General features: G+C 46.3%; 7 protein-coding genes. 5 read left to right on the top strand and 2 right to left on the bottom strand.

The annotated features are described in order from the left end of the window. On the bottom strand, positions 1-944 hold a 944-nt coding region (locus tag ACN0V2_RS02005; RefSeq protein WP_417549117.1), incomplete at its 3' end, for a helix-turn-helix domain-containing protein. A 382-nt stretch (positions 945-1326) separates the two neighbouring features. On the opposite strand from ACN0V2_RS02005, the gene ACN0V2_RS02000 reads away from it, so the two are divergent. From ACN0V2_RS02000 to ACN0V2_RS01980, 5 genes are all read left to right on the top strand, one after another. Further along, positions 1327-1605 (top strand): type II toxin-antitoxin system Phd/YefM family antitoxin, encoded by a 279-nt coding sequence (locus ACN0V2_RS02000; RefSeq protein ID WP_417549116.1) that lies wholly within the window; start codon positions 1327-1329, stop codon positions 1603-1605. A gap of 213 nt (positions 1606-1818) precedes the next feature. Continuing rightward, positions 1819-2118, top strand: coding sequence for a type II toxin-antitoxin system RelE/ParE family toxin (locus ACN0V2_RS01995; RefSeq protein WP_417549115.1), 300 nt, complete (start codon positions 1819-1821; stop codon positions 2116-2118). A 96-nt stretch (positions 2119-2214) separates the two neighbouring features. Beyond that, complete coding sequence (locus ACN0V2_RS01990; RefSeq protein ID WP_417549114.1) at positions 2215-2763, top strand: sigma-70 family RNA polymerase sigma factor; 549 nt, start codon at positions 2215-2217, stop codon at positions 2761-2763. A gap of 5 nt (positions 2764-2768) precedes the next feature. After that, positions 2769-3773: a FecR domain-containing protein gene (locus tag ACN0V2_RS01985; RefSeq protein WP_417549113.1), complete on the top strand. Its 1005-nt coding sequence runs from the start codon at positions 2769-2771 to the stop codon at positions 3771-3773. A 180-nt stretch (positions 3774-3953) separates the two neighbouring features. Next, positions 3954-6419, top strand: a complete 2466-nt coding sequence (locus tag ACN0V2_RS01980) for a TonB-dependent siderophore receptor (RefSeq protein WP_417549112.1) — start codon at positions 3954-3956, stop codon at positions 6417-6419. 208 nt (positions 6420-6627) lie between these two features. Here ACN0V2_RS01980 and ACN0V2_RS01975 read toward each other — a convergent pair whose 3' ends face one another. Further along, on the bottom strand, positions 6628-8853 hold the full coding sequence (locus tag ACN0V2_RS01975; protein ID WP_417549111.1) for a TonB-dependent receptor plug domain-containing protein: 2226 nt from the start codon (positions 8851-8853) through the stop codon (positions 6628-6630). Positions 8854-8948 lie beyond the last annotated feature (95 nt).

The raw sequence follows: 8948 nt of genomic DNA, 5'->3' as shown, positions 1-8948 counted from the left end.
TTACGCGTCATGCTCGGCGTTTCGCCAAATAAACGGCGATATTCCTGCGAAAAATACCCCATATGAAAGAAGCCATAATTGGCAGCAATATCGGTGATTGAGAAGCCTGTTTGCACCAACTCACGCCGTGCGGCGTTCAGTTTAACAGCACGTAGATATTGCATTGGTGAGGTGCCAGTAGCTTTATGAAAACTGTAATTTAGCGTGCGATGCGGAATATGTAATGACTCACAAATATCCACCACGCTGGCACAGCTGCCCTCGCTTGACGTCACATAGTCGTGGCAGCGTTGCACAATATAGTTATGCTGATTGCCCAACCGTTTCGGTTGGCCGATGCTAGTTTCAGTGGCCTCATATAAGGTCAATGCAATCAAGATAATGTGATCTTCGGCGGCTTTTAACCGTTGTTGAATCTGTATTTCCGATAACGCTGGATCATCCGTAATGGATTTTAACTGCTCAATAAGTAGGACAAGCTGATTACGTAGTCGGGTTAAGGTGTCAGTGCTGGTTTTTACTCCATGACTTTTCTTAAAACCGATTAGGCGTGAGTAAGTTTCATGGCTTAATAATTCACCTAACCGTTGTTGATTAATAGCAATGACGCTGTAATCCAATTCCGCTGGTCCAACAAAGGCAAAGTCACTTTCGTAGGGGAGCAGGGTGACTCCATCAAACATGATCTGCCGAGCCTGATCCGAGGCATCACTGGCCTCCATATGATGAGGAATCATTAAGCTGATTTTGCCAGTCGGTGTATGAGTATTTTGCACGACACTTTGCTTCATTCGCTCACGAAATACCCGAACTGTTTCCAGCTGAATATCTTCCAGAAAACCTTCAAATTTTCCGGAGCTTAACTGGTTATATTCCTGCGGCCAGTTTTGCAAAGAATGGGCATGCTGATTCACATCATCAAATACAGCAGATTGACTGAACATAATGCTGACACCTATTACAGCTAATAATCTGATGTATAAGCAAAAAATACACCGTGTCAGTTTGAGACTGGCTTTACAACTTGCATGAAAAACTTAACTCAGTAAAACCAACAGCTTTGAGCTGAAACCAAGAATTTTTGTCATTAAACCTGGTTTGAGAGAAGTCAGCGATATTGCCCAAATTTGGGGCATATTATTAATTTGGCTTCAATTTAGTTCAGTTTTTGAGAGCCCACAGCATTTAAGAGTTAATATGCGTAGCTCGAAAAAGAGCAAATGGTAAGTGCAACTATTCTAAAAGTAGTACTTTTAAACGCAGTGTTTGACGGACCTGTTAACAGGTGCTATTAATGGCTGAAATTTAAGAACTTTGGAGATTGTCATGCATGTAAAATTTTCAGAAGACGTTATTCCTCTATCGGATTTAAAAATCAATCCGGGAAAAGTGGTTGGACGTGCTCAGGATACTCATAGACCTATATTGCTAACCAGCCGAGGACGTGGTGTAGCAGTCGTGCAAGGGCTTGAGGATTATGAAAAAAATGCAGAGGAATTGCGGTTTGTAAAAGCTGTTGCTCAAGGTCTCATGGATGTTCGTGAAGGTAACACGGTATCTTTGGAGGAAGCCAAGAAATCACTAGGGCTAGTTGATTTTTCATAGCCGCCTCTGTTGTGCCTGAAAATGCACCAATCAAGGAGCGAGGAGAGCCGTTTAGTCATGCTAAATAAACGACGAGCAACGAAGAGTGGTGTATTTTCAGTCTCAACCCGCAGGACCGGGGCTGTTTTTCCGCCTTTTAGGACGAAAAAATTGCCTCCAGCAGTGGTGAGAGTGGTGAGTATGAAAGATCAACAAGCCCAAGGCATAGACTAAATGGAATTACGCTTCGCAAGATCTGCAATTGATGATTTACAGGCTATTCAAATCTACTACAAAGAACAAGGCGTGCCGCAGATTGGAGAGCAATTTGTTCGAGCCATTTTGGACCATTCAACCATGCTGTCTCAGCACCCTGATGTTGGTCGATTAGTACCTGAATTCAATCAAGCAAATATTCGAGAACTTATCCATCCACCATTTCGGATTGTCTATCTTAGACAAGTCACAGAGCTAATCATTATTCGAGTCTGGCGTGGTGAAAGGCTGCTAGAGCTTCCAACTGAAATGCTTTAGTAAGTCCATCCATCAATTCAGTTTTGCCTTTATAGCGTTCAAACAGTATATTAATGAGAACAGTTTTCATTATCGTTTGAGAGATCCCGCCAGCTCATGACCGTCTCGGAATATACAACACCAACTATTGAGAATCTGTATGTCGATCATCATGGCTGGCTAAGAGCATGGCTGATTAATCGTCTGGGAAATGCTGCGGATGCTGCCGATCTGGCACATGATGTTTTTCTACGGTTGATCTATAAACCTGCACCAAGGGGTTTCGATAATGTCGGGGAGGAACGTGCTTATTTAAGAACCATGGCCAAAGGGATGTGTATTAATCTATGGCATCGTCGAGAGATAGAACAGGCTTGGCTCGATATTCTGTCCAGTCAGCCAGAAGAATTTGCTCCTTCAGCCGAGCGACAGATCATGGTGTTAGAGGCATTACACGAGATCGGCGCCATGTTGCTTGAATTGCCTTCCAAGGCTGCACGTGCATTTCTGTTAACAGAAGGCTGCCAAATGACCCATGGTGAAGTTGCGAAAGAGTTGGGTGTTTCTACCCGAATGATTCGTAAATATGTTGCTCAAGCTATGCTCAAATGCATGCAGTTGCAGGCCCGACATACCATGATTGATCTTGATTCCAGTTTCGTCTGACAAATATGGATAAATCTGTTGCTTTATCTGCCGCAACTCAGGCGGAACCAGCACACCATGTCATGGAGCAGGCTGCTGAGTGGTACGCACTGCTCAGTTCGGACGAAGTGGCTGAAACTGATAAAGCTAACTGGAAGGCTTGGTTGGCCAGATCGCATGAACATCGTTTGGCCTGGAGTTATGTTGAGCGTGTCAGTCGTCATTTCGAACCGATGCAATCTGTCTCCGATCCACGTCGTGCCGCTGAGGGATTGTGGGAAGCTAACTCACGCGTGATAAAACGCCGGCAGGTGTTAGGTTGTATTGCCGCTTTGGCAGGAACGGGCATCTTGAGTTGGTTCACTATGCGACATACTCCGCTTCCTCTGATGACACAAGCCTGGCAAGCCGACTATCGCACCGCCACGGGCGAAAGCCTTGAAGTGGTTTTATCCGATGGAACACGGGTCTGGCTCAATACGGCCAGTGCTTTCAATCAACATTACACCTTGAATATAAGACATTTGACTCTGCTGACAGGTGAGATCCTGATTGAAACAGCCAGCGATGCATTGCGACCCTTTATTGTGGAGACACCGCAGGGACGTCTTCGAGCATTGGGCACACGATTTACGGTTCGGCTTGACGACACAGAAACTTATCTGGCGGTGTATGACGGAATAGTAGAAGCTCAAACCCAGTCAGGCACCCAAAGAATCGTAAAGTCCGGAGAACAACTACGCTTTACACCACAAATAGTAAACCAAAGCGAGCCAGCCGATCCTGCACGAGAAGCCTGGAGTAGAGGCATGCTGTTGGCGCAGGACATACCGTTACATGAAGTAGTTAATGAGCTACGCCGTTACCGTAAAGGTTATTTAGGTTTGGCTCCCGAAGTCGCCGAACTGTTGGTGTTTGGTAACTTTCCACTCAGTAATACTGATACCACGTTAGAGATGCTGACCAACGTGTTGCCCATTCAGATCCATTACAGATTGCCCTGGTGGGTGACGATTGAAGCCAATAGCTGATCAGGATAGGGCGTAATGCTTAAAAAAATATTTTTTCAAAAAGTGGTTCCGCTTTTTGCTCGCTCAATTGATTAAGAGGATAGAAGAGCAACAAACATCGATGATTTATTGGCCTGCTGCCAGTCGTCACGCTGATGAAATGCTCACCGTATCCAATTAATGTTTGAGGAATCGTAATACATGTCCACGAGTAATCTGCCTTGTATCAGCCCCCTGATACACTCATCTTCTCAAAAGCAAGCTAAGTTCACTTCAGTGCGTCCTTTAGTTCTGGCAATGCATCTCGCTATTGTGGGAACAATAGCTGGGATCACTGAGGTGCATGCACAGGAAAATAATCTGTCTGAATTATCGGCGACTCAGGCAGAAGCGGGGCGACAGTACAACATTCCAGCGGGTCCCTTATCTACGGTGCTGACGCGTTTCTCAACAGAAGCGGGCATTTTTATGGTGGGTGCTACGGAGCTTGCACAAGGTAAGAAAAGTCCTGGGGTACAGGGTAAACATTCTATTCCAGCGGCGTTGACTGCTTTGTTAGTCGGCACCGGCCTTGAAGTGCGACCAAATGCAAAAGGCCAATATGTCTTACATCAATCAGATGACAGCTCAGTAGAGCTGCCGCTGGTCAAGGTCAGTGCACGAGGGGAGTCTGATTTGCCACCGGTTTTTGCCGGTGGTCAGGTGGCGCAAGAAAGTCGCATGGGCATCCTTGGCAACGTGGATGTTTTTGATACGCCTTTCAGCACACAAAGTTTCACCGCAGAATTTGCCCGGGATCAGCAAGCACGGCGGATCTCGGATATTGTGTCAGTCGATCCTTCTGTTCGAACTGCGATGGCCGAATATGGTGATACGGAAACCTTTATGGTACGTGGCTTTCCATTATTTACCAGCCAAGTTGGGGTCAATGGACTATATGGTATGACCGATACGCGCAGAATCACCCCTGAATTTTATGAACGTGTGGATCTGCTTAAAGGCCCGGCCTCAATGCTATATGGCGTTGGTCCATTCGGTGTTGTGGGCGGTAACCTCAACCTGGTCAGCAAGCGTGCAGGGGATGAACCACTAACATGGCTCACCGGCAGCTACGTTTCAGATTCACAATTTGGTGGGCATCTTGATCTGGCCCGTCGATTTGGTGAAGACAAAGCCTGGGGTATTCGTGTCAATGTTCTTGAGCGTGATGGTGATACACCGATTGAACGGCAGCAGGACAGCATGAGTAATCAAGCCTTAGCGCTGGATTATCGTGGTGACAGATTAAAAGCCAGTCTGGATATTGCCAATCAGGAACGCATCACCGATGGGCAGACAGCGAATATGTCTTACAACCAAGGCTTTGCATTACCCAAAGCGCCCGACAATGACCATAACTTTGCCAATAGTTGGGAGTTTATTGATACGCACAATAAGTACTGGATGGCAGCGGCAGAATACGAGTTCGACCCGGCCATTTCAGTGTATGCCAATTACGGACAGGCCGAAGTCGATGAAGAGTATTTTTATGCAGCCTCTTCGATGCGCCGAATCATTAATAGTGCAGGAGATTTTACCGCACGCGTCGGTGGTTTCCGGGCGAAAAGTGATGTCGAAACGTATGAAGTTGGTTTACGCGGTCAATTCGATTTAGGTCCGGTGAGCAATCGCTATGCACTGACCTATAGTGAGCTCGACCGCACATCTAAAGGACTGTTGGAACATGCTTCGGGAAGCTATACCGGCAATATCTATGAAGATCCAAACATAGCTGAACCAACGTTAAATTATGATCCGTTACTGAAAAACGGTGACTTACAACTTAGCAGTGTGGGTCTGCTCAATACCTTTGGATTTATGGACGATACGGTCATGCTGACGCTTGGGGCACGAGACCAGAAATTGTACAGCGGTATTTTCAGTTCTGGCATCAAGACCAATGCCTATGAAGAAAGCAAGGTGACACCATTAGGTGCCTTACTGGTTAAAGCGGGCAATTATTCTTTCTATGTAAATTACAGCGAAGGTCTTGCCCAAGGGGCAACAGCACCAACCGGCACGGTGAATCAGGGTGAATTTTTAGCGCCATCGGTAACTGAACAATACGAAGGCGGCGTCAAATATGATGGGGGCAACTATGGCCTCACGGCGGCGGTGTTCGAGATTAAGCAACCAAATACTTTTACCAATAGCAGTAATGTATTTGCTGCTGATGGTGAACAACGTAACCGCGGTGTTGAGTTATCTATCTTTGGTCAACCGATGAAAGGCATGCGTCTGTTAGGTGGTGTGACATACATCAACGCTGAGCAAACCAAAACCCAGAATGTTGAGAACGATGGTAATGATGCGATAGGTATTCCACGGTTTAACGTTGTACTGAATGGCGAATATGATATTCAGGCAATCCAAGGGCTCACACTCACCAGCCGCATCACCGCTTTCAGTGAGGCACAGGCAGATGCAGCTAATACGCAAAGTATTCCAGGATGGGGACGGTTGGATATAGGCGGTCGTTATGTGACGGAAGTATCGGGCAAAGCACTGACTTTCCATGTGAACCTGATAAATGTCGCGGATAAGAGCTATTGGAACTCAGTGTCACGCGGCTTTATTACTTCGGGTGCTCCACGTACTTTGCTAGTTTCTACTTCGATTGATTTCTAAAAGTGGATTAACTCGACTTGCTGAATATGCGTTCCTACGCAGAGCGTGGGAACGAGTAAAGACATGCCGAATAAACGCTCAGGTATAGTGTGATCGCTAGTGAAATAACAAAGGGGGCTGTGATTGCCCCCTTTGATTTATGCCTAAAAATATCTGTTTAACAGGTCACATTTTTAGCTTTTCTGACCTGCCTCCTGCTTGTTAAAAATCAAAATTTCAGCGTTAATCCAGCATAAACCGATCTGCCCATCCCAGGTACTGTCACACCCCAAGGTATGTCTGTGCCCATGGTGGCACCTTGACCTAAATAGGCACCGGAAAGCGGGTGACTGTAGAGGCGGTCAAACACGTTTTCCATACCAAAATCGACACGCGCCTGTTTCCATTCATAACTGGTACGCAGATTGACCAGCCCATAGCCAGCGGTTTCGATTTCATTGCGTTCATTGTTGACTTTGTCTTTGCCGGCGACCAGCACCCATTCGATATTATTACGCCAGCCGTTTTTGCTGTGCTCCAGCGATAAGGTGGAGTTGAGCGGCATGATGTTATACAAATCATCGCCGGTATCGCGGTTTTTACCTCTTACATAACTGAGGGTGGCAGTACCGGTGAATTTTCCCCATTGAGCTGATTGATAAAGCGTTTTGAAGCCCGATACATCCATACCGTAGAGTTTGGCTGAGACATTCTGGTATTGCAGATTGACAAAATTATCTTCAGTACTCAGATTAGCTGCTATACAAGCGCCACCGCCAGTGCTGCAACGCTCGGCATCAATAAAGTCATCCACATAAGAAATATAGGGTGTCAAAGATACATGCCAATCGTGTTGTTTAGCATCGTGAAAGTTGGCGGTGAAGCTCAACGTATGAGCGATTTCAGGATCCAGCTCGACATTGCCGACATAACCGTTACCATCTCCGACCAGATTGACCATGCGCATTGCCATGCCGTTGGTTGACCAGGCAAAGCGCTCATATAAGTTTGGCGAACGGGTTTTCTGGGCATAGCCGAATTCATAATCATGGGTAGCCGAAGGTTTGAATCGAGCCAGCAAGGTCGCATCAATATTATGATCGGTAATATCACGGTCACTGGCATTAAATGCATCTGCAGCCGCCTGATACATCATCATATTGGTGTTGTAGCCTTGCACATCATCGGTATTCATCTTCACGGTTTCATGGCGGATACCTGCTACCGTAGTCCACTGGCTGTTCCAGGCTGCTTCCCATTCAGCAAATACGCCATAGCGATCCCGCTCACCATTATTGATATTCCAAAAAGTATTCGGAGCCATCATCATGCCACCGGATGCTTCCCAGAAATCATCCAGACGATAGCGTTGTAATTCTGTTCCTACACGGAACAGATCGCGTTGATTGGCATTGATTTCAGCTTTAACCGATAGGCCGCGGTTATCACCTTCAGTTTCCATAGGCATCCCTAAAGCCGTCATCATTCCTGAGCCATAGAGAAATTGTTTGTCATCGCCAAACTGCATTTTGTGGTGGGTTTTTTCACGATACACCGAGGTTTCCAGTGAACCCCAGTTAAACAAGCCGTTATAGAACAGATTAATTTGATTACTGCGGTTTTCTGTCATATCCATACGTTGATTTGGCCAGCCTTGATAGGGAATGTCCTGATGGGCAAATTTAAGCTGCAGCTGGTGGTTATCCAATTTATAAGCAAAATCAATCGCATGATTGCGACTTTCATAAGCGGATGAACCAACTTCGTCTGAATCCAAAGAACCGCGGTCTGTTGCCGCATTACCTGCCGGTTTGAAATTACCGCCGCCATCGTAGTTGTTCGCTTTAGCAGTGGAACCTGTATAAGTGACACTGAAATCTTCTGATGCCAAGGTCGTAGACAGATGGCCGCCACGCGCGTCACCATTACTGCGATAGTAACTGCCAATTTCACCTTTGGTGATGGTCTGACCATCTGTTGCAAATTCCGGTTGTTTCGACTTGGCGATAATCGTGCCGCCGATACTGTCGCCACCGAGGCTGACGGGAGCGATACCTGAATAAACCTGAATTTCTGAAACACGTGATGGCGTGAGGTAGGAGAGTGGCGGATTCATATGATTGGCACAGGCTGAAATCAAATCCATACCATCAACCTTGATACGCAGACGATCATCAGCAAAACCACGCATAAATGGCAGTCCGGCTACTCCACCACCTGAATACATCGACATGCCCGCCACATCATTTAAAAAAGCAGCAGTATCGCTTTTATAAGCACGTTGGCTGCTAATGTCTTTTTCGCTCAATGTAGTGCTGTCTACCGTTGGGACAGAAGCGGCTGTGACCGTCACTCTATCCAGCGTTTCATCATCATGTTCGTGGGCGGCATATAGTGGCATGTTGGCCAGTCCGGTCAAAATCATCAGGGCCAATGGAGACAGACGTTTTTTCATGGTGCGGTTATTCCGGTTTAAAAAATTAAACCAAGAATAAGCAATATGTCAGCATAAAAAGTGAGGGATTTAGGAGGGTGCTGCGTGAAATCACG

Source organism: Methylophaga sp., from assembly GCF_048266885.1.
GTDB lineage: Bacteria > Pseudomonadota > Gammaproteobacteria > Nitrosococcales > Methylophagaceae > Methylophaga.
Note: the sequence above shows the minus strand (reverse complement) of the source record. Positions and strands in the feature narration are given on the sequence as shown.